This window comes from Bradyrhizobium roseum (assembly GCF_030413175.1).
In the GTDB taxonomy this organism is placed as follows: Bacteria; Pseudomonadota; Alphaproteobacteria; order Rhizobiales; family Xanthobacteraceae; genus Bradyrhizobium; species Bradyrhizobium roseum.
In genome coordinates, this window is the sequence record NZ_CP129212.1 from 1895726 (window position 1) to 1919760 (window position 24035).

25 protein-coding genes and 1 tRNA gene are annotated in these 24035 nt (G+C 65.0%); 11 read left to right on the top strand and 15 right to left on the bottom strand.

Features of this window, described 5'->3' with window-relative positions; genetic code table 11:
• The first annotated feature begins 32 nt into the window (after positions 1-32).
• From QUH67_RS08930 to QUH67_RS08955, 6 genes are all read left to right on the top strand, one after another.
• A complete protein-coding gene (locus QUH67_RS08930) occupies positions 33-1478 on the top strand; it encodes a cell wall hydrolase (protein WP_300946310.1) in 1446 nt (481 codons plus the stop codon).
• 461 nt (positions 1479-1939) lie between these two features.
• Positions 1940-3199 carry an MFS transporter gene (locus tag QUH67_RS08935; RefSeq protein ID WP_300946311.1) on the top strand — a complete coding sequence of 420 codons (1260 nt, stop codon included), beginning with the start codon at positions 1940-1942 and terminating at the stop codon, positions 3197-3199.
• A gap of 41 nt (positions 3200-3240) precedes the next feature.
• The gene (gene acuI / locus QUH67_RS08940; RefSeq protein WP_300946312.1) at positions 3241-4227 is read left to right on the top strand and encodes an acrylyl-CoA reductase (NADPH); all 987 of its coding nucleotides are present in this window, start codon (positions 3241-3243) and stop codon (positions 4225-4227) included.
• 108 nt (positions 4228-4335) lie between these two features.
• A complete protein-coding gene (locus QUH67_RS08945; RefSeq protein WP_300946313.1) occupies positions 4336-4944 on the top strand; it encodes a hypothetical protein in 609 nt (202 codons plus the stop codon).
• A gap of 221 nt (positions 4945-5165) precedes the next feature.
• On the top strand, positions 5166-5399 hold the full coding sequence (locus tag QUH67_RS08950; protein WP_300946314.1) for a DUF6894 family protein: 234 nt from the start codon (positions 5166-5168) through the stop codon (positions 5397-5399).
• A 160-nt stretch (positions 5400-5559) separates the two neighbouring features.
• Positions 5560-7248 carry a methyl-accepting chemotaxis protein gene (locus QUH67_RS08955; protein ID WP_300946315.1) on the top strand — a complete coding sequence of 563 codons (1689 nt, stop codon included), beginning with the start codon at positions 5560-5562 and terminating at the stop codon, positions 7246-7248.
• Between the two features lie 4 nt (positions 7249-7252).
• Here QUH67_RS08955 and QUH67_RS08960 read toward each other — a convergent pair whose 3' ends face one another.
• The 5 genes from QUH67_RS08960 to ygfZ form a co-directional block, all read right to left on the bottom strand.
• A complete protein-coding gene (locus tag QUH67_RS08960; RefSeq protein WP_300946316.1) occupies positions 7253-9964 on the bottom strand; it encodes a DUF2339 domain-containing protein in 2712 nt (903 codons plus the stop codon).
• Positions 9965-10139: 175 nt separating this feature from the next.
• The gene (locus QUH67_RS08965; protein WP_300946317.1) at positions 10140-10646 is read right to left on the bottom strand and encodes a tyrosine phosphatase family protein; all 507 of its coding nucleotides are present in this window, start codon (positions 10644-10646) and stop codon (positions 10140-10142) included.
• Positions 10647-10739: 93 nt separating this feature from the next.
• Positions 10740-11363: an HD family hydrolase gene (locus tag QUH67_RS08970; protein ID WP_300946318.1), complete on the bottom strand. Its 624-nt coding sequence runs from the start codon at positions 11361-11363 to the stop codon at positions 10740-10742.
• Positions 11360-11986 carry a DNA-3-methyladenine glycosylase I gene (locus tag QUH67_RS08975; RefSeq protein ID WP_300946319.1) on the bottom strand — a complete coding sequence of 209 codons (627 nt, stop codon included), beginning with the start codon at positions 11984-11986 and terminating at the stop codon, positions 11360-11362. Before QUH67_RS08975 ends, QUH67_RS08970 begins: the two co-directional genes overlap by 4 nt.
• Positions 11987-12010: 24 nt before the next feature.
• Positions 12011-12892: a CAF17-like 4Fe-4S cluster assembly/insertion protein YgfZ gene (gene ygfZ / locus QUH67_RS08980; RefSeq protein ID WP_300946320.1), complete on the bottom strand. Its 882-nt coding sequence runs from the start codon at positions 12890-12892 to the stop codon at positions 12011-12013.
• A 148-nt stretch (positions 12893-13040) separates the two neighbouring features.
• Here ygfZ and QUH67_RS08985 point away from each other — a divergent pair, with 148 nt between their 5' ends.
• Positions 13041-14375 (top strand): dihydroorotase, encoded by a 1335-nt coding sequence (locus tag QUH67_RS08985; protein WP_300946321.1) that lies wholly within the window; start codon positions 13041-13043, stop codon positions 14373-14375.
• Positions 14376-14525: 150 nt separating this feature from the next.
• Here the strand turns inward: QUH67_RS08985 and QUH67_RS08990 are convergent, their stop codons facing one another.
• The 5 genes from QUH67_RS08990 to QUH67_RS09010 form a co-directional block, all read right to left on the bottom strand.
• On the bottom strand, positions 14526-14792 hold the full coding sequence (locus tag QUH67_RS08990; RefSeq protein WP_300946322.1) for a hypothetical protein: 267 nt from the start codon (positions 14790-14792) through the stop codon (positions 14526-14528).
• A gap of 150 nt (positions 14793-14942) precedes the next feature.
• Positions 14943-15584 (bottom strand): HAD family hydrolase, encoded by a 642-nt coding sequence (locus QUH67_RS08995; RefSeq protein WP_407080416.1) that lies wholly within the window; start codon positions 15582-15584, stop codon positions 14943-14945.
• A gap of 4 nt (positions 15585-15588) precedes the next feature.
• Entirely contained in the window at positions 15589-15966 is a 378-nt protein-coding gene (locus QUH67_RS09000; RefSeq protein ID WP_300946323.1) for a TIGR02301 family protein, read from the bottom strand.
• Between the two features lie 61 nt (positions 15967-16027).
• Positions 16028-16447, bottom strand: a complete 420-nt coding sequence (locus tag QUH67_RS09005; protein ID WP_300946324.1) for an NUDIX hydrolase — start codon at positions 16445-16447, stop codon at positions 16028-16030.
• Between the two features lie 70 nt (positions 16448-16517).
• Positions 16518-17042: a hypothetical protein gene (locus QUH67_RS09010; RefSeq protein ID WP_407080417.1), complete on the bottom strand. Its 525-nt coding sequence runs from the start codon at positions 17040-17042 to the stop codon at positions 16518-16520.
• 62 nt (positions 17043-17104) lie between these two features.
• Here QUH67_RS09010 and QUH67_RS09015 point away from each other — a divergent pair, with 62 nt between their 5' ends.
• Positions 17105-17866, top strand: a complete 762-nt coding sequence (locus QUH67_RS09015; protein WP_300946326.1) for an SOS response-associated peptidase — start codon at positions 17105-17107, stop codon at positions 17864-17866.
• A gap of 95 nt (positions 17867-17961) precedes the next feature.
• Complete coding sequence (locus QUH67_RS09020) at positions 17962-19110, top strand: IS110 family RNA-guided transposase (protein ID WP_300943181.1); 1149 nt, start codon at positions 17962-17964, stop codon at positions 19108-19110.
• Between the two features lie 407 nt (positions 19111-19517).
• On the opposite strand, the gene QUH67_RS09025 is transcribed toward QUH67_RS09020, so the two are convergent.
• From QUH67_RS09025 to QUH67_RS09040, 4 genes are read right to left on the bottom strand one after another with little or no spacing between them, the layout of a single operon-like run.
• Positions 19518-20099 carry an NUDIX domain-containing protein gene (locus QUH67_RS09025; RefSeq protein ID WP_300946327.1) on the bottom strand — a complete coding sequence of 194 codons (582 nt, stop codon included), beginning with the start codon at positions 20097-20099 and terminating at the stop codon, positions 19518-19520.
• A gap of 16 nt (positions 20100-20115) precedes the next feature.
• Complete coding sequence (locus tag QUH67_RS09030) at positions 20116-20553, bottom strand: GNAT family acetyltransferase (RefSeq protein ID WP_300947982.1); 438 nt, start codon at positions 20551-20553, stop codon at positions 20116-20118.
• A gap of 20 nt (positions 20554-20573) precedes the next feature.
• Positions 20574-22010, bottom strand: coding sequence for an FAD-binding oxidoreductase (locus QUH67_RS09035; protein ID WP_300946328.1), 1437 nt, complete (start codon positions 22008-22010; stop codon positions 20574-20576).
• A 25-nt stretch (positions 22011-22035) separates the two neighbouring features.
• Positions 22036-22980, bottom strand: coding sequence for an L-threonylcarbamoyladenylate synthase (locus tag QUH67_RS09040; protein ID WP_300946329.1), 945 nt, complete (start codon positions 22978-22980; stop codon positions 22036-22038).
• A gap of 117 nt (positions 22981-23097) precedes the next feature.
• Between QUH67_RS09040 and QUH67_RS09045 the strand changes: the two genes are divergently transcribed.
• Positions 23098-23174 (top strand) — tRNA-Pro (locus QUH67_RS09045).
• Entirely contained in the window at positions 23174-23359 is a 186-nt protein-coding gene (locus QUH67_RS09050) for a hypothetical protein (protein WP_300946330.1), read from the top strand. Before QUH67_RS09045 ends, QUH67_RS09050 begins: the two co-directional genes overlap by 1 nt.
• 17 nt (positions 23360-23376) lie before the next feature.
• On the opposite strand, the gene QUH67_RS09055 is transcribed toward QUH67_RS09050, so the two are convergent.
• Positions 23377-24033, bottom strand: a complete 657-nt coding sequence (locus tag QUH67_RS09055) for a TetR/AcrR family transcriptional regulator (RefSeq protein WP_300946331.1) — start codon at positions 24031-24033, stop codon at positions 23377-23379.
• Between the last annotated feature and the right edge of the window lie 2 nt (positions 24034-24035).

The window sequence follows — 24035 nt, forward strand, 5'->3', positions numbered from 1 at the left end:
GTTCGATCGTGTAAGCGTTGCGTGAGCGTACAATGTTTGTGTTGCGTAACCAGCCGAAGGGCGCGCGGTTCGCGCTCTTCGGCATCGGTCTTTGCGTCTTCGCATTGATGCCGACCGAGATCGGATATCAGGATATCGCTTCGCTGCTGGCGCGCCAGCCCGGCGTCGCCGAGCGCTGGCATAAGCGGGTGTTCGCCTCGGCCGGAACCATCCAGGTCGCAACTTACTCTTTCGGCCGCCCGATCGGGACGTCCTCGCCGCAGACCGCGACCTACCGCCTCGCCAGCCTCGACAATCAGGGCATCGACATCACGGGATCGGTGACGCGCAATCCGCTGATCGCCGCGCCACCGCGTTATCACGCCGCAGATTTTCCCAAGGTCGACCGCACACTGAAGGGCGACCGCCTAGTCGTGTCGCCGCCCTCGACGGAAACCGCTGTTCCCATCGGACGACCGCCGACGACCGAGGATCCCGCAACGTCGAATTCGTCGGTCAAGGGCGCCAAGACCGCCGAACAGGCGCCCGCCGACGCGCGTGCGCCGCTTGATCCCGAATTGCAGGCCGCACTGAGCGCGCCGCCCCTCGAGCAATTCGATGCGTCGCAAGGAACCAGGCCGCAGGATGTTCTCAAAACCGCGCCGGAGACGCGTGAGGCCGCCGAAAAGCCCGCGCCGCAGCGCGACGGCCTTTCCTTCAAGACCTCGAGTTTGTTTTTTGGTTCGTCACTCGGTTCGCCGGAGAACATCGAGCGCTGGCAGCCGGGCGAAGAGCCCGTCATCGTGATGCCGGACACGGCACCCGATCCCGAGATGAAGGTGATGGCCTCGCTGCCGGTCGATGCCGACGCTCCGGTGCGGGCCGGCGAGATGGGCGAGAGCGTCGCGCCGAAGGGCGAGGTCAATTCCGACAACCAGCGCGCCAAGACGCCCGCCGAGCGTCTCGGCCTGTTCGACGACAGATCGCGCGCCAAGTCGGAGAAGTGCCTGGCCGAAGCCGTCTATTTCGAAGCCCGCGGCGAGGCGGTGCGGGGCCAGATGGCGGTGGCGCAGGTGGTGCTGAACCGCGCCTTCTCCGGCAAATATCCGGAAACCGTGTGCGGCGTGGTCTACCAGAACAAGCATCGCCATCTGGCCTGCCAGTTCACCTTCGCCTGCGACAACAACAAGGACGTCATTCGCGAACCCGAGATGTGGGAGCGCGCGCGCAAGATCGCGAAGGCGATGCTCGACGGCCAGATCTGGCTGCCGGAAGTCGACAAGTCGACGCACTACCACGCCTATTGGGTGCGGCCGTCCTGGGTCAATGAAATGAAGCGGATGTACAAGACCGGCGTGCACACCTTTTACCGGCCGCGCGCCTGGGGTAACGGCAGCGACGCCCCGAGCTGGGGCACCGCCGCCGAGACCGCTGCGGTCTCCGCCAAACTCGCCGAAGCCGCGCAGAGCTCGGCCGAGCAGGTGAGCGCGAAAAGGTAACGGCGTCGGTCACTGCTCTCCGCTCTCTCCGTCATTCCGGGGCGCGCCCCTTGGCGCGAGCCCGGAATCCATCTCTCCACGTCACTGGCGGCCCGATGGATTCCGGGTTCTCGCTGCGCGAGCCCCGGAATGACCGGTGGGTGGAACGTCGCGACAGTTGCCACTCTCGTCATTCCGGGCGCGCCCCTTGGCACGAGCCCGGAATCCACCTCCCAACGTCATCTGCGGCCCGATGGATTCCGGGTTCTCGCTACGCGAGCCCCGGAATGACGGGGAGGGTCGTCGAGCGCAAGTGCCAATCCCTTCGCAGATTGCCCTCATTGCCCTCGCTGATTTTGCAAGGCTGCCTTGCAGTGAAAAATAATTCCACCACGGCTCTTGGGCTTTTCATGCAATTGCATTAACTCACCGTAACATTTTGCTCGGTCGACTCCGGGCGCCGATCGATTTGGGGGAAAACCATGGCGGCAACGAGCGGCGACATCAGCCCAACTTCCGGACCGGGCCTTACCTGGCGAACACCGCTGGTGATCATCATCTGCGGTTGCCTGATTGCGCTGCTGAGCTTCGGGCCGCGCTCGACCCTCGGCTTCTTCGTCCAGCCGATGAGCCGCGAATTCGCCTGGGGCCGCGACGTGTTCGGTCTCGCGCTGGCGCTACAGAATCTGCTGTGGGGGCTCGGCCAGCCGGTGGCCGGCGCCATCGCCGACCGCTTCGGCATTTTGCGCGTGATGATCGTCGGCGCGCTGCTCTATGCCGGTGGTCTCTTCCTGATGCGCTATTCCACCACGCCGCTGTCGCTCGATCTCGGCGCGGGCGTGCTGATCGGATTCGGCCTGTCAGGCTGTTCGTTCAACCTGGTGCTGTCGGCGTTCAGCAAGCTGCTGCCGCCGGAGAAGCGCGGCCTTGCGCTCGGCGCCGGCACTGCGGCCGGCTCGTTCGGACAGTTTCTGTTCGCGCCGTTCGGAGTCGCGATGATCGACAATTTCGGCTGGCAGGCCGCGCTCACCGTGTTTGCCTTGCTGATGCTGTTGATCGTGCCGTTGTCGCTGGCGATCGCGACGCCGTCATCGACGGCGCCGGCCGCGAACGCGCCTGCCGCAGACCAACAGTCGTTCAAAACGGCGCTGGCGGAGGCGTTCGGTCATCGCTCCTATGTGCTGCTGGTGGCGGGCTTCTTCACCTGCGGTTTCCAGCTCGCGTTCATCACCGTGCATCTGCCGGCCTATCTCGCCGATCGCGGCGTTACGGCACAGACCGGCGGCTGGGTCGTCGCCGCCATCGGACTGTTCAACATCATCGGCTCGCTTAGCGTCGGCGTGCTGCAGAACAAGTTTCCCAAGCGCTATATCCTGTCGGCGCTGTATCTGACCCGCGCGCTGTCGATCCTGGCGTTTATCTCGTTTCCGATCACCACCTTCTCGGCGATTGTGTTCGGCGCGGTCACAGGCCTCTCCTGGCTATCGACGGTGCCGCCGACCTCGGCGCTGGTGGCGTTGATGTTCGGCACCCGCTGGTTCGCCACGTTGTACGGCTTCGCCTTCGTCAGCCATCAGGTCGGCGGCTTCCTCGGCGTCTGGCTTGGCGGCGTGGTGTTCGAGCAGTTCGGCTCCTATACGCCGATCTGGTGGCTCTCCATCATGTTCGGCGTGCTGTCGGCGCTGATCAACCTGCCGATCGTCGAGCAGCCGGTCGCGCGCCCGGTTGCGCAACCCGCCTGATGCGGTAAACACTTTCCGGATAACAGTCCGGGGAGTTTGCCGTGGGAACGTTCAAGGCGATCAGGATCGACAAGGCGGAGAAGGGCACCACCGCCGCGCTGACGCAATTCGACGAAGCCGAGCTGATGGAGGGCGACGTCACCGTCGCCGTCGAATGGTCGACGTTGAACTACAAGGATGGCCTGGCCGTCACCGGCAAGGCTCCGGTGGTGCGGCGTTTCCCGATGATCGCCGGCATCGATTTCGCCGGCACCGTCAAAGAGTCCTCGCATCCGGACTGGAAGGCCGGCGACAAGGTCGTCTGCAACGGCTGGGGCATGGGCGAAACCCATCTCGGGGCCTATGCGGAAAAAGCGCGCGTCAAGGGCGACTGGCTGGTGCGGCTGCCCGACAACATCTCGACCCGTGAGGCGATGGCGATCGGCACCGCCGGATATACCGCGATGCTGTCGGTGCTGGCGCTGGAAAAGCACGGCCTGACGCCCGCGAGCGGCCCTGTGGTGGTTACCGGCGCCGCCGGCGGCGTCGGTTCGGTGGCCACTGCCGTGCTCTCGAAACTCGGCTATCACGTCATTGCATCCACCGGGCGGATGTCGGAGGCGGACTATCTGAAGGGCCTCGGCGCTGCCGAGGTCATCGACCGCGCCGAGCTCGCAGGGCCCGCCAAGCCGCTTGCTAAAGAGCGCTGGGCGGGTGGCGTCGACAGCGTCGGGTCGACCACGCTCGCGAATCTGCTGTCGATGACGAAATATGGCGGGGCGATCGCCGCCTGCGGCCTGGCCGCCGGCATGGATCTGCCGTCCTCGGTCGCCCCTTTTATTTTGCGCGGGGTGTGCCTTCTGGGCATCGATTCCGTGATGTGTCCTTTGGCCCAGCGAAAGCTTGCCTGGAACCGGCTTGCCAGCGATCTGGATAGAGGTAAACTAGCTGAAATCACTCAGGAAATTAACCTTGATCAGGTTGTCGGCGCCGGCGCGCAGATTTTGGCTGGTCAGGTTCGCGGTCGAATCGTGGTAAAAATTCTCTAACGGCGTTCAGACTTTACCAACCAACCTGCTCCAATGTTGCCACGGTTGGTATGGTAAGCACGGGGTAAAGGCGGGCGCCCGCGCTCTTTAGTAAGTTGGAGTAGCTGCATGCTTGCGCGTTTGATTTTGGGGGCCTTCACGGCAGCCGCGATGATCGTTCCTGCAATGGCCGGGAGCATGAATGCCGACGAGGCGCGCAGGTTCGTGAACGGCAAGGTTTTCGCCTTCACCTGCTTTGACGGCACCCGCGGCGCTGGTCGCATCCTCGACGATCTCGGTGCCACCGGTTCGATCCAGTTCAGCGGCTCGGGCCCGATCCGTCATGTGCGGCTGCCCGGCAATACGCTGCAGATCCGCGGTCAGTCCGTTTGCGCCTCGATCAAGGGCCTGCCGTTCGAACCGTGCTTCAATCTCGACAAGCGTGACGACCGCTCGTTCCGCGGCTCCGTCTCGGGCATGGGCTTCGCCTATTGCGATTTCCGCCATCAGGGCGCGTCGCAGATGCTGATGGCGCGCTCGGTGGCGCGGCCGCGCTCGCTGCATCGCCAGGAGCCGGCACGTACGGCGTCCGACGTGCGAGCCGAAGTCGCGGCGCGGGTCGAAGTCCCCGCCGTCGATAGCGCCAAGCTCGAGCCGGTGAAATCCGCGCCGAAGGCCGAGCAGTCAGAGCCGGCGAAGGCCGAGGGTGCGGCAGAGTTGCGCCGCTCGACGGATTGAACGACATCGGTGGGCTAGCCTGCTCGCCGGCGATTGCTGATGCCCCTGACATGAATCCGCGCGCGGCTCACCGGTCGCGGCAATGGCGTTGCACCATTTTCCTTGTCCGGTCACGCCCGGCCGTAGTGATACGGCCTGCCTCGTTCACATCCCGGTAGCTAGTCTCATTCCATTGGTGCCGACAGAAGACCGGGAGGCGGTCCAACCGATGAGTAGCAATCATGCCGCTGTATTTTTTTCGGATCAGCCACGGCCGGTATGCCGGGGCATCCGATCAGGGCGCTGAATTCGAAAGCCGCGAGGCGGCCTGGTCCGAGATGACCAAGGTCTGCGGCAATCTGCTCGGCAGTCTTGCGCGAAGCCTGAAACAGAACGCCGAATGGCAGATGGAATTGCTGGACGAAGCCAGGAGGCCGGTTTTCCGCATTCGTCTTGTCGCCGAATCCGTCGGCTAGCCAAGCCAGCACGCATTCCGTCCGTAGTTGTACGGGGCGCAGTATTAACGGTCGTTTGCAACCTGCTGCTTACGGTTACCGAGTATTCCCGGCGCGTCAACGATGACGGTGATCCAGATCGGTCGGCGGCGCCATACTCCAATATTTGAGAGAACTCGCCATGTCCGCACTTTCGATCCGCGCCAAGGTCATCGCCGTGATAGCATTCCTGCTGATCGCGATGTCGGGCATGGGCCTGCTCGCGATCCGCAGCATGCAGGCAATCAACGCCCATACGGTGGAAATCGCCTCCAGCTGGCTTCCGAGCGTCCGGGTGCTCGGCGATCTGCGCACGGACATCAATCTGTTCCGCATCGCGCTGCGCGCCCATGTGATGGCGGAAACGCTCGAGGCGAAGGCCGCCAACGACAAGCGGCTGGCGGGCATCCTCGAAAGGATCGCGAAGGATCGCAAGGCTTACGAACAGCTGATCAACTCTGCCGAAGAGCGCTCCATCTATCAGAACTGGTCGACCGCCTGGGACAAATATATCGCCGGCGTTCAGGACGTCATCGTGCTGTCGCGCGGCAGCATCGGGCGAATTCCGACCGAAGCGAGCGAAGCCATCTCCAAAAAGGTCGCGGTCATCGCCGCCGAATCCGATGCCATCCTCGAGAAGGGAATCAATCTCAACAATGCGGGCGCCGAAACCGCGACGCGGCAGGCGGCCGAGGGCTACAATTCTGCATTCTGGCTGGTGCTGAGCATTGTCGCTGCGTGCGTCATCGGCGGCATCGGCGTCGGGATCTATCTGGTGCGCGACCTCTCCAACGGCATTGCTGCCATCGTCAAGCCGATGCAGGCTTTGGGAAGCGGCGACCTTTCCGCCGAAGTGACGCGCCGCGGCGAGAAGACCGAAATCGGCGCCATGGCGGATGCCTTGCAGGTGTTCAAGGATGCGCTGATCGCCAAGAAGGCTGCCGATGAGGCTGCCGCCGTTGATGCGGAAGCCAAGATCGAGCGCGGCCGCCGGGTCGATGGCATTACGCGCGACTTCGAAGCTATGATTGGCGAGATCGTCGAAACCGTGTCGTCGGCCTCGACCGAACTGGAGGCTTCTGCGGGCACGCTGACCGCGACGGCCGAGCGCGCGCAGGAACTGACCACCACCGTCGCCTCGGCCTCGGAAGAAGCTTCGACCAATGTGCAGTCGGTCGCTTCCGCGACAGAGGAGATGGCATCCTCCGTCAACGAGATCAGCCGGCAGGTGCAGGAATCCGCGCGGATGGCCAGCGAGGCCGTGGAGCAGGCCTCGCGGACCAACGATCGGGTCGGCGAATTGTCGAAAGCCGCTGCCCGCATCGGCGACGTGATCGAACTCATCAACAACATCGCGGGCCAGACCAATTTGCTGGCACTCAACGCCACCATCGAGGCGGCGCGTGCCGGTGAGGCCGGCCGCGGCTTCGCGGTCGTTGCCTCGGAAGTGAAGGCGCTGGCGGAACAGACCGCCAAGGCCACCGGCGAGATCGGGCAACAGATCACTGGCATCCAGGCTGCGACCCAGGACTCGGTCGGCGCCATCCAGGAAATCTCCGGCACCATCGGAAAGCTTGCCGAGATTTCCTCCGCGATTGCCGCCGCCGTGGAAGAACAGGGCGCGGCGACGCAGGAAATCTCCCGCAACGTGCAGCAGGCCGCGCAGGGCACGCAGATGGTCTCCGCCAACATCACCGACGTGCAGCGCGGCGCGACCGAAACTGAGACGGCTTCATCCCATGTCCTTTCGGCAGCGCAGTCTCTGTCGAGCGACAGCAACCGTCTCAAGAACGAGGTCGCCAAATTCCTCGAGTCGGTGCGCGCCGCCTGAGTGCTTAGCCTCCCGCGGGCGCGGCCGGCGCAGCCGCCGCCTGCCTGCGGAACAGGATGCGCTGGTACAGCCAGCCGATCGCCACCAGCACCAGGCCGAGGCCCATGAACGACAGCGCGCGATAGACGCCCGTGAGTGTCGACATGTCGATCAGGAAGGCTTTCAGGATCGTCAGTGCGATCACGACCGCTGACGCCAGCCGGGCGCGCTGCGAGTTGAACAGAATGCCGACGCCGAGCAGGACGACACCGAACGCCAGATACGCAATCGAGTAGGTGTATTGCTCCGCGCCGGTGGTCGGCCCGCGCGCAATGACCGGGCCGTGATACAATCGCCTGATCTCGAATGTCACGTAGGCGAGCGCGAGGACGAGCGCCGCCGCCGCGATCGTATTGGCGTAGGCGACCGGGCGGCGTCCGGCGACGGCATAGGACAACAGCAGCGCCAGCACGGCCGGCAGGGCATAGCCGAGCAGCAGCAAATTGATGACGAGGCCTCCGATATCGATCCATCGCAGCATCGGGTTTTCCAGCAGCAGCAGCCCGGCCACCGTCGCGAGGCCGGCAAAGGCCGTCAGCAGGATCGCGCCGGCATTGTGAATCACGCTGCCGGTGCGGATGCGCAGGCGTTCCAGTCCGATCGCCATGGCGAGCGTGGCGCAGACCTGCAGCGCCACCTCGGTCAAGTCGGCGCTGGCGCGATAGACGTCGCCCTGGTTGACGGCGTGCCGGATTTCCATGAACGCCAGCAGCACCGTGAACAGGATCGCGGCGGCCTCCACCGTCCGCAGCGGCGCGTCGTCGCCGCCGCGGCGCAGCAGGATGCTGCCGCCCCAGAACGCCGCCGCCGGAATGCCGTAGCCCCACAACAGCCAGTTGAAGATCGGCGTGGCGCCGACGGCGTCACCTGCGATGCGCGGCTCGTAGCCGATGCGCAGCACCACGATGCCGGCGAGCACGGAAGCGAGCACGCGCAGGAAAGCGATCGGCCGCTGCGTCGATATCCAGGCGGTGCCCGCCGACATCAGCGCCAGCGCGATCGTCAGCCAGCCCTTTTCCAGCGCGAAGGTCAGCGCCAGCGCCAATGCTGCGAGCGTGCCGGTCGCAAACAGCGCGATCGACGCCTGCAGCCCCGGACGGTCCTCGCGTTTCGACAGGATCTCGGTTGCGGCGGCGAAGGCTGCGGCGAGCACGACCGCGACGATGGCGAACGGAATCGAGCGGTCGAGATGCGCGATGCGGGCATAGAGCGCGACCAGCAGCGCCAACGGCGTGAACACGCCTGCAGCCGACCAGATCACCGGAATGACCGGGCCCGCGAAGCGGCCTTGCGCCAAAAATCCGGCCATGCCGAAGCCTGCGGCGAAGATCGCGGCCGATATCAGATGCAGCGAAACCGATCCATCGGTGGCGTTCGGTCCGATGCCTTGCAGCGGGCCGCCGGGCAGCACCAGCATGTCCGGATTGGCGCGCACGGCCCATTCGGCGAACACCACAAAGACGAGCGCCGCGGCGGCCCCGACCGCGCCGGCAGCGGCATCGCTGCGCCAGGCGACCACGAGGCTGCCGGCCACCAGCAGGCCGAACACGATCATCGCGGTGTCGGCATGAAAACTGTTGAGCACGATCAGGGTCGCGCCAAGCAGATAAGCGGCAAGCGAGCCCGACGAGACCGGCTCGATCTCGCCTTCGTCGGCGGGCGGGCCGAACATGAAGCCGCATACCACCAGCAGCGCCGCGAGAATGAATCCGGCCAGCACGTGGAACGCGTGCGGGGCCACCATCGACGGGCCGCATTGCAGGCACGGGAAGGTCCACAGCAGCGCAAAGGCGATCGTTGTGACCGCGAGCCAGCGCCACAGCCTGATGCGTGCCAGACCAAAGGCGGCCGCGGTGACGATCGCAAGATAGATGTAGAGCGCCCAGAAGTCCGGCTTGCCGGACGAGACCAGGACCGGGGTTGCGAACGCGCCGACGACGCCGAGACCGGCCAGCGCCGGCCCATGCAGCAGCGCAGCGGCCAGCGTGCCCATCGCCACCAGGCCGAGCAATACGAATGCGGTCGCCGGCACCAGAAAACCGTACAGCGCATAGGCCGCATAGACCGTCGCAAACGCGACCGCCGTTCCGGCCGCGGTCAGGATGGCGGGGATATTGGCGATCGGCGTCGCTTCAATGGTGGAGATGCTCTCCTTGCGGCGAGTCCATTCGCCTGCCAGCAGCAACGCGAGCGCGAACACGCCGCCAAGCATCACGCGTACGCCGGGGCCGATCAGGCCCGCCTCGATCGAATAGCGCACCATGAAGAAGCCGCCGAGCGCCAGCGTCAGCCCGCCGACCCACACCACCCAGCGCGTGCCGATGGTTTCCTCAAAACCGCGTTCGCGCGCCGGTACGGGGGGTGGTGGCGGCGACACCGGGTCTTCCGCGGCCTGTCCGGAAGTCTCGGGCGCCGCAACAGGTGCGACCGGCTCTGCGTCGGGAATGATCGGCGGCGGTGTCGGTATGGCCGTGGTCGAGGCCGGCGGTAGGGTCCGTTCGAACGCTTCGAACGGCGTCAGCGGGGGAGGCATGGCCGCAGCCGCGGTCGCCGGTGCGGCCTGGAACGCCTCCAGGCGCTTGCGCAACTCCGTCACCTCGTTCATGGCCTTTCGCGCGACGACCAGGGCAACGATCGCGATCGCGATCGCGAAGAAAACGAAGGGGTCTTCGAACATCTGGCCTCCAGGCGGGCGCATCAAAGCGGCAACCGGCCACGTCCGCAGCCCGGTTGCAATCCTCTGTGCAGGTTTGTGCGCTAAAAGTTCAAATCAGGCCCGCGAGGTCAATGTCGCGGGCGTTGCAGAAATGTGTATGGCATTTTCGTGCCATGCTTTCAGGTGCTTACGGCCGCTACTCCAGATCGAGCTGGAACGGCCGGCCTTCGATCGTCATGGTGCCGGGGCCCATTTCGTCCAGCGCCCGCAGCATCCGTCCCTCGCGCCCCAGCGCCTTGTCGGCAAGGCTCACGATCAGCCGGTTGGGAGATGCGATCGGCGAGCGGGCGCGGATCTGCCGGGCGATTTCGATCTCGTCGCGGTGCGGGTTGAGCAGGCAGGCGGCGGCAAAGGCGCTCGCGGTCGAGCGGCTGATCCCGGCATAGCAGTGCACCACCATTGGTGCGCTGCGGTCCCAGCCGCGGACGAAATTCAGCACCCGCTCGATATGATGATCGGCAGGTGCCGTGAAGCCGTCCATCTGCTCGGTGATGTCGTCCATCGACACCCTCAGGTGATTGGCTTCGAGCACTGAAACCGGGCGCTGCACCTGATCGACATTCGCCATCACGGTAAGGATGTGGCTGGCGCCGGTAACCCTGACGGTCTCGGGAAGTGCGGCGAGCGAACAGACGTGAAGCATGATGATCCTTCGAAGCGTTTCCCGGGAAGGCGCTGATTGATCGCGATTATAGGCCCGCCATCGAGGCGGCGAAAGCAGGTTCGCGCCAGCCGATCAACCGAGCAATAGCTTGAATCGCGCCAAAAACTGCTTTTCGGCGCGGGCCGCGGTCCACGGCGTCAGATAATCGCGCACCGTGGGTTCGGGCAGGCCCGGGTCGCGGCCGAACAGGCGCCTGGCTTCGGATTCCGAAAATCCGGCAAGATGAGTGGCTTCGAGATAGGCCGCGCCGCGATCTGCCGCCTTGATCGCCTTGGTGATGTCGTCCGCCAGAACCGGCGGCAGGCCGAAGCGGATATGGATCGCCGCCAGCAGGCGCTTTTCCACCACCTTGTAGTCGCCGCCGAGCACTGCCTTGAACGGCGAGATCATGTCGCCGATGACGTATTCCGGCGCGTCGTGCAGCAGTGCCCCGAGACGAAAGCGGACGTCGACGCGCGGCATCTGCTCGCGCATCACGGTTTCCACCAGCAGCGTGTGCTGCGCCACGGAGAAGATATGCGCGCCGCTGGTCTGTCCGTTCCAGCGCGCCACGCGCGCCAGGCCATGGGCGATGTCGGCGATCTCGATATCGAGCGGCGAGGGGTCGAGCAAATCGAGCCGCCGCCCCGACAGCATCCGCTGCCAGGCGCGGTCCGCGCCGTGGGACGATTTGCTTGCCGCTTTCCGTGCCGTCATTTGGCTTTGAGGCGCGGCTTGCGAAGTTTGCCGCTGCAACTCTCGTGGCAGAAGCAGGTCACCAGATGGTCGTTGACCATGCCCGTGGCCTGCATGAAGGCGTAGACGATGGTCGGGCCGACGAACTTGAATCCGCGCGCGCCGAGCTCCTTTGAAATCTTGATCGAGACCGGCGTCGAAGCCGGCACGCTGGCCGTGGTCTTGAACTGGTTGACCTTTGGCTTTCCGTCGACGAAGTCCCAAAGAAACTGAGAGAAACCAGGACCTTCCTCCATGATCTTGAGATAGCCCTTGGCGCTGTTGACGGCGCCTTCGATCTTGGAACGGTTGCGCACGATGCCGGCGTCGTTCATCAGCGCATGGACTTTTTTCTCGCTGTAGCGGGCGATCTTCTCCGGCTGAAAATCGTCGAAGGCTTTGCGAAAATTGTCGCGCTTGCGCAGGATCGTGATCCACGACAATCCGGCCTGGAAGCCGTCGAGGATCAGCTTCTCAAACAGCGCCCGATCGTCATATTCCGGCACGCCCCATTCGGTGTCGTGGTAGGCCATGTAGAACGGGTCTTCGCCGGGCCATGGGCACCGCATCTTGCCGTCGGGGTGCAGGCGCGCGGATTTGCTCATTGAAATTCGCTCATCGGAACCGGCTCATGCGACGGTCTGCTTCGGTGGCGTCCGAACCTCGTTCGGGTCCGCCAGATGCATCGCAAGGCCGCCTGCCGTCAACGCCAAACCGGCGTCGAGGGCGTCGGCGACGCGATCGATGCGGACCAGCGCGAGCCCCCTGCCGCCGGCGGTCGACCCCATGGTGCCGACCTGCTTGTCGCCGGCCTGAACCGGGATGCCGGTTTCCGGCGAGAAGTCGTCCAGCACCACCCGCACGATCCGTGTGCGCGCGGTGCCGCGATGCTGCATCCGCGACACCACTTCCTGGCCGACATAGCAACCCTTGTCGAAGTCCACGCCGTGCAGGCGGTCCATGTTGGCTTCATGCGGAAACGCATCGCTGTACATGAAATCGAGCCCGCCGCGCGGCACGCCGGTGGCGATGCGGTGCGCTTCGTAGGCGTCGCTCTCCACCAGTTCGGCGCCGATCAAATCGGCCACCTTGTGCGTAAGATCCTCGGGCGCGAGGATACGCCAGCCCAACGCCTCGTGGCGCGGATCGGCAAAGGCGAGATCCGGCTTCACCGCCGGTTCGCCGTCCCATACCGCCACCACACCCATATCGGCGGAGATGTTCTCCACCGCGACCTTGGCGCGCAGCTTGTAGAAACCGAGCTTGTCGGCAAGGCTCTGTGCCAGCGGGAGCGGCGCATCGATCAGGAAACCGCCGCCATGGCCAGCGGGGGCTTCGGTGATCAGAAAGTCCACCGTGATCTTGCCCTGCGGCGTCAGCAGTGCGCCGAACCGGCCAAGGCCTGGCTGCAGCAGCGTGACGTCTGTGGTGATGAGGCCGTTGAGGAAGTCGCGGGCATCCTCTCCGCTGACCTTGATCACGCCCCGGTCTGGAAGAAATGCAGCTTTCATCGACAAAATAGGCCCCTTTTGGCGTTTTCCTGAAGTTCCTGGGGAAACGCAGGTGACAGGTACCCCATACGAAGTTAAGGCGCTAATGTGCGGCCAACAAGCCCCGCGACAGCCCTGAAGCCGCCGCTCAAGGAGCGATGAATCAGCGATGAATCAACGATTCGATACCATTCTAAAATCCGGCACCGTGGTCAATCAGGACGGCGAGGGCGTCCGCGACATCGGCATCTCCAATGGCCGGATCGCCGCGGTCGGCGGGCTCGGTCAGGCCTCCGCCGGCGAGACCATCGACTGCAAGGGTCTGCATATTCTGCCCGGCGTGATCGACACGCAGGTGCATTTCCGCGAGCCCGGCCTGACGCAAAAGGAAGACCTCGAGACCGGCTCGCGCAGCGCCGTGATGGGCGGCGTCACCGCCGTGTTCGAGATGCCGAACACCAACCCGCTGACGATCACGGAGGAGACGTTCACCGCCAAGATCAAGGCCGGCCGCCATCGCATGCATTGCGATTTCGCGTTCTTCATCGGCGGCACGCGCGAGAACGTTCAGGATCTGCCTGAACTCGAACGCGCGCCGGGCTGCGCCGGCGTGAAAGTGTTCATCGGTTCATCCACGGGGTCGCTGCTGGTCGAGGACGACGAAAGCCTGCGCCGCATCTTCCAGGTGATCCGCCGCCGCGCCGCCTTTCATGCCGAGGACGAATACCGTCTCAACGAACGCAAATCGCACCGGATCGAGGGCGACCCGCGCTCGCATCCGGTGTGGCGCGACGAAGACACCGCGCTGATCGCGACGCAGCGGCTGGTCAAGCTGGCCCGCGAGACCGGCAAGCGCATCCATGTGCTGCACATCACGACCAAGCAGGAGATCGAATACCTGCGCGATCACAAGGACGTCGCGTCCTGCGAGGCGACGCCGCATCACCTGACGCTGGTCGCGCCCGAATGCTACGAACGGCTCGGCACGCTGGCGCAGATGAACCCGCCGGTGCGCTCGGCCGATCACCGGGCGGGCATCTGGTACGGCATCGAGCAGGGCATCATCGACGTGCTCGGCTCCGACCACGCGCCGCATACGCTGGAGGAAAAGGCCAAGACCTATCCGGCCTCGCCCTCGGGGATGACCGGCGTGCAGACGCTGGTGCCGCTGATGCTCGATCACGTCAACGCCGGGCGGCTGTCGCTGGCGCGCTTCGTCGATCTCACCTCTGCCGGCCCGGCGCGGCTCTATAACATCGCCTGCAAGGGCCGCATCGCCGCGGGCTACGACGCCGACTTGACCATCGTTGACCTCAAGCGCAGCGAGACCATCACCAACCAATGGGTGGCCTCGAAGGCGGGCTGGACGCCCTACGACGGCGTGCGCGTCACCGGCTGGCCGGTCGGCACCTTCGTGCGCGGCCGCCGCGTGATGTGGCAGGGTGAGGTGATGACGCCGTCGACCGGCGAGCCGGTGCGGTTTCTGGAGACGATGAAGGCGTAGGGCTACTGGTTCTGCCCCACGCGACTGTCGTCACCCGCCCGGCGAGTGACCCAGTATTCCAGAGACGACAGTGATTGAACCGAGAGGCCGCGGCGTACTGAGTCGCACGGTCAAGCCGGGCGATGACAGCTTGGGGGATGACGCGAGCTACTACTGCTTCGCCAGCTTCAACGAAAACTCGCCGTTGCGAATGCGCGCGGAAAGACCTTCCGCGAATTTCGCCACCGCGTCCTCGCCATAGGTCGAGACCAGTTCGGCCAGTGCGGTGAACAGGCTCGCCTGCGCCAGGCAATCGCCATCGACGCCCTCGTGGCGGGCGTCGGCCCAGGCTTCGCTCAGGTAACTCAGTGCGGTCTGCTTCTGGTCGAGGTCGGGAAGCGGGTCGCGGGCGATCGGCGAAGGGGCTGGGCGGCTCATGAAACTCAACGAAATTGGCGCGCGAACCGGGGCGGAACGCGCTTTAGCGCGACAAGCTCTAGCATGCGGCGCGGACCCGCCTAGGCCACATCTTTAAAAAGGGTTAACGCGCTGCCCGAATTTCAGGCGGCCAGTGCCGGCTCGGCCATTTCAGGAGACGCAGCCCAAAATCGCGGCCGGAGTCGCGCAGACATGCTGCGCGCCGGCTTCCAGCAACTCGTCCCGGCTGCCGTAGCCGTACAGCACGCCGATGCGCTGCATGCCGTTGTTTTTCGCGCCGACCATGTCGTGGCTGCGGTCGCCGATCATCAGGGTCTTGGCCGGATCGACGGCGGCTTGCTTCAGTGCGTATTCGAGCAGATGCGTTTTCTCGACGCGCGTCCCGTCGAGTTCGGCGCCGAAAACGTGCTCGAAGTGACCGCGCAGGCCGAAATGATCGATGATGCGGTCGGCAAAAACATGCGCCTTGCTGGTGGCGACGAACAGCCGGTGACCGGACGAGCGGAGCGTGGTCAGCACCTCGCCAATGCCGTCGTAGACGCGGTTTTCATAAAGGCCGATGTCGGAAAACCGCTCCCGATACAGCGTCACCGCACGGTCGGCGGCCGGCTCGCCGAGCATCTTCACAAAGCTCGAGCGCAGCGGCGGGCCGATGCACCAGGTCAGTTCTTCCTCGCTCGGGATGGTCTGGTGATCGAGTCGTTGCAGCGCATACTGGATCGAACGAGTGATGCCCGGCTTGGGGTCGGTAAGCGTCCCATCGAGGTCGAAATAGATCGCGTCCAAAGCCATTGCCCTAGTTTGCGTAGCGCGCGGTCAGGTCACGCGAGATCTTAGACCCTTCCTCGATATAGCGGCGGATCGCGACCGACGCCGCAGGCGTGCAGGTGCGGTAGGTTTGTTGAAAACCGTTATAGCCGCGGTTGAAGCCCGCGATCATGCGGGTGCGGCGGTCGCCGGAGGGGGTTTCGGCGTCGATCAGCGCCTGCATTTCGTTGCGCCATTTCGCGCCTTCGTTGGAACCGCAGATGCCGCGGAGATAGTGCAGGGTGCCAAGGATCTCAGCCAGCCGCTGCAGGTCGCCGTCGAACGGCGCGGCGGCATCCTGGGCCCGGGCGGGGGCCAGATGGCAGGCCGAAAGCAGGATGAGGGCGGCGAGGGCAGACTTCAGCATTTGAGGCCGATATGCCCCCTCCATACGCCCGAGGCAAGGTGCGTGGTCCGATACTGGCCGTCTAAACCAGCTTCCGAGCGGCTTCGATGACCTCCATGAGACCGCCGGTGACCTTGAGGTCGCCGAGTTCATGTGGTGCCAGCCATTTGAAATCGTCATGCTCGTCGTTCAGGACCGGTTCCGCGGCCGTCCAGCGCGCCGCGAATGACATGATCACATAGTGCCCGTCGCCGCCGGTGGCCGGCAGCACCTCCCGCCAGCCGGCCAGCCCCAGAATCTCGATTCTCAGGCCGGTTTCCTCGTCGACCTCGCGGTGGAGCGCCGATTGCAGCGATTCGCCGAATTCGACGCGGCCGCCGGGAAAGGAATAAAAGCCCTTGCCGGGCGAGCGGGCGCGGCGGACCAGCAACACCTTGCCGTCACGGAAGATCGCGCCGCTGACGGCGAGCTGGGGGCGGGTCGGCGGTGCAGGGAAGGACAAGGGAAAATCCGGTAAGCGGGAGCCTTGCCGGGATGATGCCCGATCGGTTCGCGCAGGTCTAATCCCGCAGCTAGCTCGACATGGCGGCTTCGACGTCGCCCTCGACGCTACCCTCGACGCTGCCGTTGATGACACCACCGGCCAGCGCCACCAGCGGCTTGACCCAGGCGGTGGCCTGCTCGGCCAGCGTGGCGCGGGTCTTGTCCTGCTGCGCCTCGCGCATGGCGTTGCCGACCGCCGTCAGGATCGAGGTCATGGTGGCCGTCAGGTTGTCGAAATTGGCGCGGATTTTCGGATCGGCGCACTCATAGGCCTCGATCGCGAGGTCGCGGGCCTTGAAGTTGGAGGCCCAGAAATGCTCGGCGTAGGACAGCGGGGTCCAGGTGAGGAAATCCTCCGCGCATTCCGGCATGTCCGGAACCATTTCGAGCAGCATGATGGCTTCGTTGAAATGATTCAGGTAGTCGGTGGCGAGCCCGGTGCGGGGATTGATGTTGGCCGCGCGCAATTGCTCCGCACGCGCCTCGTCAATGCGGCCGGTCGACGGTGGTATGGATTGATCGGATCGCACTTGTGTGGCGGCCATGGAGGTCATCCGTCTCACTGTTAGCACGTGGGGTTAACACTGGTTGAACGGAAGCTTATCTAGGCCAGATAATGTGCGGACGTTTTGTAATTACCTCACCGCCTGAAGCGCTACGGCAAATATTCGGCTACCGCGAGCAGCCGAATTTCCCGCCGCGGTATAATGTTGCGCCGACGCAGCCCGTGCCGGTCGTCATTCTGGAAAATGGCGGGCGTCATTTCCGGCTGATGCGGTGGGGACTGATTCCATCTTGGGTGAAGGAACCCCGTAGTTTTACGCTCCTGATCAATGCGCGTTCAGAGACGATCCGCGAAAAGCCGGCGTTCAAGAACGCCATCAGGCGACGGCGCTGCCTGATACCGGCGGACGGCTATTACGAATGGCAGGACGCCGGCGGACGAAAGCGGCCGTTCTTCATTCACCGTCGCGACGGCCGCCCGGTGGGCTTTGCCGCGCTGGCGGAAACCTGGATGGGGCCGAACGGCGAGGAAACCGACAGTGTTGCCATCATCACCGCGGCGGCCAGCCGCGACCTCGCCATGCTGCACCACCGCGTGCCGGTGACGATTGCGCCCGAGGAATTCGAGCGCTGGCTCGACGTCCGCCTCGATAACGCCGACGACATCATGCCGCTGTTGCGCGGACCGGCCGAGGGCGAGTTCGCCTGGCACGAGATTTCCACACGCGTCAACCGCGTCGTCAATGACGACGCGCAACTCCTGCTGCCGATCACCGACGAAGAGCGCGCGGCGGAGGAGCCGAAGCCGGCGAAGAAAGCCGCGCCGCGCAAGGCAACGGCGTCGGAGGATGACGGGCAGGGCTCGTTGTTTTGAGGATCCACGATGTAGATTTGTAGATTCCATGGGGCGGTGAGCGTGGCCTTTCCGATAGGTTTGGGTTTGCACACTCGAACCATCGGAGAAGTCAGATGCAAGCATCGACCGCAGTCACGCCCACCGCGGACCATATTGGCACAATTTTCGTTTCGATCGAACTAAGTCAGAAGACCTGGCTGGTGACGCTGCACAGCCCGGTTCGTGACCGGATCTCCCGCCACAAGCTCGAGGGAGGCAATCAGGTCGAGTTGCTTGCCCTGATCGAGAAGATCAGGGCGCGGGCGGCCGAGAAGCTGGGGTCTGTGCCGCGCGTCGTGAGCTGCTACGAGGCCGGCTATGATGGCTTTTGGCTGCACCGGCTGCTGCTGACGGCAGGCATCACGAACTACGTCTTTGATCCCGCCAGCATTGCCGTGGACCAGCGGTCGCGGCGGGCGAAGACGGACCGGATCGACGGCGAGTTGATGCTGCGGACCTTGATGGCCTATCTGCGGGGCGAGCCACGGGTGGTCCGCATCGTCCGCGTCCCGAGCGTGGAAGCCGAGGATGCCCGGCGTGCGAGCCGGGAGCGGGATCGTCTGGTCAAGGAACAGACGGCCCATACCAACCGGATCAAGGCGCTGATGCGTCTGTCGGGCATGGCGGTCGGCAACCCGCGCCGACGGGACTGGCTCAGCTTTCTGGAGCAGCAGCGGGATTGGGAGGGGCAGCCGTTGCCGCCTCATTCGTTGGCCGAAGTGAAGCGCGAACACGCGCGCCTGACCATGGTACGCGAGCAGATTGCGGCGTTGGAACAGGTACAGACTGCACAGGCCTGTCCCGTTCCTCCTCCGATGGCGGAGCGGCGATCAAGCCTGCAGCGGCTCAAGGCGCTCGGCCCGGCCTTCACCGCGACGCTGGTGAACGAACTGTTCTACAAGGACTTCCGCAACCGGCGCGAGGTCGCCAGCTACTGCGGATTGGTGCCGAGCCCCTGGAAGAGCGGCGGCATCGACCGCGAGCAAGGCATCAGCAAGGCTGGCAACCCGCGGGCGCGCAACAAGGCGATCGAGCTGGCCTGGCTGTGGCTTCGCCATCAGTCGGACAGCGCGCTCAGCCGCTGGTTCCGCACCCGCACCGCCAATGCCGGCAAGCGCGCCAAACGCGTCGCCATCGTCGCCCTGGCGCGCAAGCTGATCGTGGCGCTGTGGCGCTACCTCACCACGGGCCTCATTCCGGAGCAGGCAATCATGAAGGCATAAACCAACACCTCGCCGCGCCCGTGCGGGGATGGATGATGACCGTGCCATCCTAGGGCTTCAAACGTCGTTTTGTAGATGGGTCTCATCCTAGCCAGGCTTCCTTGCCGCAAGCATGCGGAAGGTGGGTCCGGATCTAACGATCCGACCGGATATGAGGTGATGCAGTGAGCTGCAGAAATCTTCGGAAGCCAATCCTCGCCCGGAGCCCGGTCGGCGCGCTGCGCTACGCATGGCTCCACGCGCCGCCCTACCACCGTCAAACCCCTAACCCAAACCAGGAGAACAGCCTTGACTCTCAAATCCCCATATGAGGGTGGGCAAAGCGCAGCGTGCCCACCATTGCTCAGCTTGCTCGTTGGTAGATGGTGGGCACGTCGCTTCGCTCCTTTGCCCACCCTACGGAATCTTCACCGAAAGACATGCAGCGCGGCGTGTTGCAGCAGCATGATGGTCTTCGCATCGACGATGCGGCCATCGGATATCATCGCCAGCGCAGTTTCGATCGACAGCTCCAGCACCTCGATGTCCTCGCCTTCCTCGGCGAGGCCGCCGCCGCTGCCGACGCGCATCGCGGGCTCGTACTCGGCGACGAAAAAATGCAGCTTCTCAGTGACGGCGCCGGGGCTCATGAAAGCCTCGAACACTTTTCGCACGTCGTGCAGCCGGTAGCCGATTTCCTCTTCCGCTTCGGCGCGAATCCGCTTCTCGGGTGTTTCGTCGTCGAGCATGCCGGCGGCGGCCTCGATCAGCAGATCGTCATGGCCGGCGAGGAAGGCCGGCAGGCGGAACTGCCGCGTCAGCACGACGGTACGGCCGGCGAGATTGTACGGCAGCAGCGCCGCGGCATGGCCGCGGTCGAACACTTCGCGCTTCTGGGTCTGCCATTCGCCGTCGCTGCGCCGATAGTCGAACACGACCTCGTTCAACTGGTAGTGCCGGTCGGAGAGCACGGTGGTGTTCGTGATGCGGACGCGATCGGAGATGCTCATCGAATACCCTTCGCCGTCACGGCGTCGGCTCGCGGCCATCGAGCCATTTGGCGAACACGATCGTCTGGGCTTCGGCGTAGCCGATCGACTGGTAGAACGCGCCGGCGTGAGCGTTCTCGCGCCGGACCAGTAATTGCAGCTTGGCGATGCCGGCCGCGCGCAGCCAATCCTCGGCTGCGTTCATGATGGCGCGGCCAAAACCTTTCCCGCGACGATCGGGATCGGTGGCGACATAATAGACCCAGCCGCGATGGCCGTCATGGCCGACCATCACGGTCGCGACGATCGTATCGGCGTCGCGGCCGACCAGGATCGTGGAGTTCGGCCGGCGGCGGGCGAGTGCAATATCGCTCGCCGGATCGTTCCACGGCCGCGTCAGGCCGCAGGCCTGCCATAACGCGATCACATCGGCCACATCCGCTTCCGCGATCTCGGCTATGGCGAGGGCCGGGATCGTCTTCGCCGCCGATGCCGTCACAGCACCTTGCCCGGGTTCATGATCCCTGCCGGATCGAGCATCGCCTTGATGCCGCGCATCAGTTCGATCGCGACCTTGTCTTTCACGTCGGGCAGTTCGTCGCGCTTGAGCACGCCGATGCCGTGCTCGGCTGAAATCGAACCGCCCAGCCGCAACACGATCGCGAATACCACCTCGTTGACCTCGTGCCAGCGCGACATGAAATCGGCGGTGTTGCCGCCGACCGGCTGGCTGACGTTGTAATGAATGTTGCCGTCGCCGAGATGGCCGAACGGAACCGGCCGCGAACCCGGGATCAGCTTCACCACCGCCGCGTTGGCTTCCGCGATGAACTCCGGCACCGCGGCGACCGGCACCGAGATGTCGTGCTTGATTGATCCGCCTTCCGGCTTCTGCGCCGCCGACATTTCGTCGCGCAATTTCCAGAAGCCGGCGCGCTGCGAAAGGTTCGCTGCGATCACGGCGTCGTCGACGATGCCTTCCTCCATGCCCTTGGCGAGAATCGATTCCAGCGCGGCGCGGGCGTCGTCGCGCGACGACGACAATTCCATCAGCACGTACCAGGGATGCTTGGTCGTCAGCGGATCGCGGATGTCGATGCCGTGGCGCAGGCTGAAATCGACGGCGATGTCGGCCAGCAGTTCGAAGCTGGTCAGGCTGCCGGCCGCCTCGTTCTGCGAGATCGACAGCAGTTTCAGCGCCTCCGCCGGCGATTTGAGGCCGACATAGGCGGTCTCCACCGCGCGCGGTTTTGGAAACAGTTTCAGCGTCGCCGCCGTGATGATGCCGAGCGTGCCTTCGGCGCCGATGAAGAGGTTGCGCAGGTCGTAGCCGGTATTGTCCTTTTTCAGCTTCGACAATCCGTTCAGGATGCGGCCGTCCGCCAGCACCACTTCCAGCCCGAGCGCCATTTCGCGCGCGACGCCGTAGGCCACGGCCGCGGTGCCGCCGGCATTGGTGGAGAGATTGCCGCCGATGGTGCAGCTTCCTTCCGCGCCGAGCGACAGCGGAAACAGCCGGTCGACCTCGGCCGCGCGCGCTTGCGCGATCTGCAGCACCACGCCGGCCTCGCAGGTCATGGTGTTGGAAGCCGCATCGATCTCGCGGATCTTGTCGAGCCGCCGCAGCGAGACGACCACCTCGCCATGATGCGGTGTTTGCCCGCCGACCAGGCCGGTGTTGCCGCCCTGCGGCACCAGCGCGATTCGGTTTGCGCTGGCGAGCTTGCATATCTCGGAGACTTCGGCGGTCGATCCCGGCCGCAATACCAGCGGCGACCGGCCGTGGAACAGGTCGCGTTCCTCGGTCACGTAGGGCGCGATATCGGCGGCATCGGTCACCGCATATTTGTCGCCGACGATGGCGCGAAACTTTGCGATCAGATCGGCGGGAAGCGGGGGCAGGGAGGCCGGTTTGGCGCCTTGGATATTCATTTTCTTCTCTTTCGTTCCCGCCCGCTCATTCGCGCTCCACGGCGGCGCGGCGTAGCCGGTCGTTGATGGCTTCACCCAGACCTTCGCCCGGAACGGGCATCACCGCGATGGCGTTCACACCCTTGCCGTCGAGCGCCCGAAGATGGCCGAACAAATTGGCGGCGGCCTCGTCGAGATCGCCACGCTCCGACAGATTCATCACCGCAGCGGCGGCGTCAATTCCCGAAATTGCTCCGAGGCCAAAGGCGAGCAATGCCTCGCCGGGCTCGACCCGTTCCGCGTTGAGGCGCACACGGGCGCGTGGCGCATAGTGCGAAGCCAGCATGCCGGGCGCCAGCGGTTGGCCACCGCCGCCGTCGGCCTCGGCGGGTGCTTGCCGCAGCGCGCGGCCGAGCACGCGCTCGATCTCCGCGCGCGGCAGGCCGCCGGGCCGCAGCAGCATCGGCGCGCCGAAGCAGCCGACGATGGTGGATTCGACGCCGACGGCGACCGGCCCGCCATCGACGATCAGGTCGATCCGCCCCGCAAGGTCGCTCTCGACATGGGCTGCCGTGGTCGGCGAGACGTGGCCCGAAAGATTGGCCGACGGCGCCACCACGGGGCCGCCGAAGGCGCGCAAAATCTCGCGCGCCACCGGATGCGCGGGGATCCGGATCGCGACAGTGTCGAGGCCGGCGGTGGCGAGGTCGGCGACCGCGCAATCCTCCGCCTTCGGCAGCACCAGCGTCAGCGGACCCGGCCAGAACGCCTCGGCGAGCGCAGTCGCCGCCGCGTCGAAGCGGGCGATCCTGCGGGCCGCCGTGAGGTCGCCGACATGGGCGATCAGCGGATTGAAGGCCGGCCGGCCCTTGGCGCGGTAGATGCCGGTGACCGCCGCCGGATTGGCCGCGTCGGCGCCGAGGCCATAGACGGTCTCGGTCGGGAACGCGACCAGCCCGCCCGCCGCCAGCACCCGCGCTGCCGCCGCCACGGCAGCCTCGCCAGCGGGCAAAATCCGGGTTTTCGGGCCGACATTCACTGTGATTAATTTCCTCAAATCGGCTGCTTGCGGTGACCGACACCCAAGGCTATAAGCCGCGTTCCAAGTCGGAGTGTGGCTCAGCCCGGTAGAGCACTGCGTTCGGGACGCAGGGGTCGCAGGTTCGAATCCTGCCACTCCGACCATGAATTTCCTGCGCTTTTCGTCTTCTTTCACGATAGGCGGCCAAGTCAACCCCGCGATCAACCCCAGATACGATGTTCTTGCTTTTGGTCGTGATGGCGGCGGCCGCCTCGCGCGAGAACGCGGGGTGGTGGTGGCCACAGGCATCAGGCAACACCTCGACCGGCATCTCAAGAAAAATGACTGAGGCAGGTTCCTGACGAATCAGCGCCTGACCGTCCGCCTTGCCGCCCGTTTCTTGGGTGGCGGTGACGGCCTCGCACCGGCCGGTGCCGCCTTGGTCTTCGGCTGGATCCGCAGCCCGTCGATGAACACATCGAGCAGCCGCAGGGCCGTCGCCTGCCAGCCGGGCTGATCGTGCACGTAGCACATGCCGATGAGCGCCCGCAGCAGGTCCTCCGGGCTGATATCGGCGCGGATCTCGCGGGCGGCGACCGCGCGGTCGAGCAACAGGCCGACGGCCTTGGTCAGCCGATCGAGCGAAAACGCGTACAATTCGGACTGGTTCTGCACGGCGAGCGCCAGCGCCGCCAGCATGCCCTTCTTGGTGGCGACGAATTCGACATTGGAATGCAGCCAGCGGCGCAGCGCCTGCACCGGATCCTTTGCTGCCTTCAGCTGCTCCGCCAGATCGCCGAGCTGCTCCACCTCGCGCCGGTACACCGCCTCGAACAATGCCTCGCGGGTCGGGAAGTGCCGGTAGAGCGTACCAATGCCGACACCGGCGCGTTTTGCCACGGCTTCGAGGCTCGCGTCCGATCCGCCGGCGCTGAACACGGCCTTTGCCGCCTCGAGCACGCGCTCGCGATTGCGCACGGCGTCGGCGCGGGGCTTCCTGACGTTGTCGGCCTGATCGTCCATGT

Excerpts from the sequence above, each read along its gene's own strand:
- QUH67_RS08930 (WP_300946310.1), top strand. The coding sequence starts at position 33 with ATGTTTGTGTTGCGTAACCAGCCGAAGGGCGCGCGGTTCGCGCTCTTC.
- QUH67_RS08935 (WP_300946311.1), top strand. The coding sequence starts at position 1,940 with ATGGCGGCAACGAGCGGCGACATCAGCCCAACTTCCGGACCGGGCCTT.
- QUH67_RS08945 (WP_300946313.1), top strand. The coding sequence starts at position 4,336 with ATGCTTGCGCGTTTGATTTTGGGGGCCTTCACGGCAGCCGCGATGATC.
- QUH67_RS08950 (WP_300946314.1), top strand. The coding sequence starts at position 5,166 with ATGCCGCTGTATTTTTTTCGGATCAGCCACGGCCGGTATGCCGGGGCA.
- QUH67_RS08955 (WP_300946315.1), top strand. The coding sequence starts at position 5,560 with ATGTCCGCACTTTCGATCCGCGCCAAGGTCATCGCCGTGATAGCATTC.
- QUH67_RS08960 (WP_300946316.1), bottom strand. The coding sequence starts at position 9,964 with ATGTTCGAAGACCCCTTCGTTTTCTTCGCGATCGCGATCGCGATCGTT.
- QUH67_RS08965 (WP_300946317.1), bottom strand. The coding sequence starts at position 10,646 with ATGCTTCACGTCTGTTCGCTCGCCGCACTTCCCGAGACCGTCAGGGTT.
- QUH67_RS08970 (WP_300946318.1), bottom strand. The coding sequence starts at position 11,363 with ATGACGGCACGGAAAGCGGCAAGCAAATCGTCCCACGGCGCGGACCGC.
- QUH67_RS08975 (WP_300946319.1), bottom strand. The coding sequence starts at position 11,986 with ATGAGCAAATCCGCGCGCCTGCACCCCGACGGCAAGATGCGGTGCCCA.
- ygfZ (WP_300946320.1), bottom strand. The coding sequence starts at position 12,892 with ATGAAAGCTGCATTTCTTCCAGACCGGGGCGTGATCAAGGTCAGCGGA.
- QUH67_RS08985 (WP_300946321.1), top strand. The coding sequence starts at position 13,041 with ATGAATCAACGATTCGATACCATTCTAAAATCCGGCACCGTGGTCAAT.
- QUH67_RS08990 (WP_300946322.1), bottom strand. The coding sequence starts at position 14,792 with ATGAGCCGCCCAGCCCCTTCGCCGATCGCCCGCGACCCGCTTCCCGAC.
- QUH67_RS08995 (WP_407080416.1), bottom strand. The coding sequence starts at position 15,584 with ATGGCTTTGGACGCGATCTATTTCGACCTCGATGGGACGCTTACCGAC.
- QUH67_RS09000 (WP_300946323.1), bottom strand. The coding sequence starts at position 15,966 with ATGCTGAAGTCTGCCCTCGCCGCCCTCATCCTGCTTTCGGCCTGCCAT.
- QUH67_RS09010 (WP_407080417.1), bottom strand. The coding sequence starts at position 17,042 with ATGACCTCCATGGCCGCCACACAAGTGCGATCCGATCAATCCATACCA.
- QUH67_RS09015 (WP_300946326.1), top strand. The coding sequence starts at position 17,105 with ATGTGCGGACGTTTTGTAATTACCTCACCGCCTGAAGCGCTACGGCAA.
- QUH67_RS09020 (WP_300943181.1), top strand. The coding sequence starts at position 17,962 with ATGCAAGCATCGACCGCAGTCACGCCCACCGCGGACCATATTGGCACA.
- QUH67_RS09025 (WP_300946327.1), bottom strand. The coding sequence starts at position 20,099 with ATGAGCATCTCCGATCGCGTCCGCATCACGAACACCACCGTGCTCTCC.
- QUH67_RS09035 (WP_300946328.1), bottom strand. The coding sequence starts at position 22,010 with ATGAATATCCAAGGCGCCAAACCGGCCTCCCTGCCCCCGCTTCCCGCC.
- QUH67_RS09050 (WP_300946330.1), top strand. The coding sequence starts at position 23,174 with ATGAATTTCCTGCGCTTTTCGTCTTCTTTCACGATAGGCGGCCAAGTC.
- QUH67_RS09055 (WP_300946331.1), bottom strand. The coding sequence starts at position 24,033 with ATGGACGATCAGGCCGACAACGTCAGGAAGCCCCGCGCCGACGCCGTG.